This is a genomic window from Psychrobacter pygoscelis, assembly GCF_004335015.1.
Lineage (GTDB): Bacteria > Pseudomonadota > Gammaproteobacteria > Pseudomonadales > Moraxellaceae > Psychrobacter > Psychrobacter pygoscelis.
The window spans coordinates 1-419 of the sequence record NZ_RQRU01000020.1 but is presented as its reverse complement, the minus strand read 5'-3'; the positions used below and the strand labels follow the sequence as shown (position 1 = coordinate 419).

Below are 419 nucleotides of genomic sequence, written 5' to 3'. Positions count from 1 at the left end.
ACCCAGGCTCTGAATGCCGCCCGTGGTCGCCTACTGTCCCGCATTGGCCAGGACTCGGTGACCCGTGCCAAGGAGATGGACAAGAGGATCAAGGCAGATAACAGGTCGCTCCTCTTCGAGACCAAGTACGCACAGCGGATGTCAGGCGATAACGTCTCGACCGACTGGCGCACCTTCGAGACCGACGAGAACACCGGGGGCTTCAAGGAGGAGGATGCGGCCAACTTCGCAATGAAGAAGCTCGCTGAGCTGGACCGTATGAGTCTCACGGAAGCTGAGCGCGACCGGCAGAAGCTCAACTACCTCCGGGCTGACTTCGCAGACGGCCCCTTCCGCAAGCACTTCCAGACCCTCACGGCTGACGCTGTGGCTCAGTACAAGGGGTTGGTGGCGGCTGACTCGGCAGAGGTCAACGATGA

At 61.1% G+C, this 419-nt stretch carries 1 protein-coding gene; it reads left to right on the top strand.

Annotation, left to right across the window (positions count from 1 at the left end):
- Window positions 1-57 precede the first annotated feature (57 nt).
- A partial coding sequence (locus tag EGV92_RS13765) for a hypothetical protein (protein ID WP_479725191.1) occupies window positions 58-419 on the top strand: 362 nt, incomplete at its 3' end.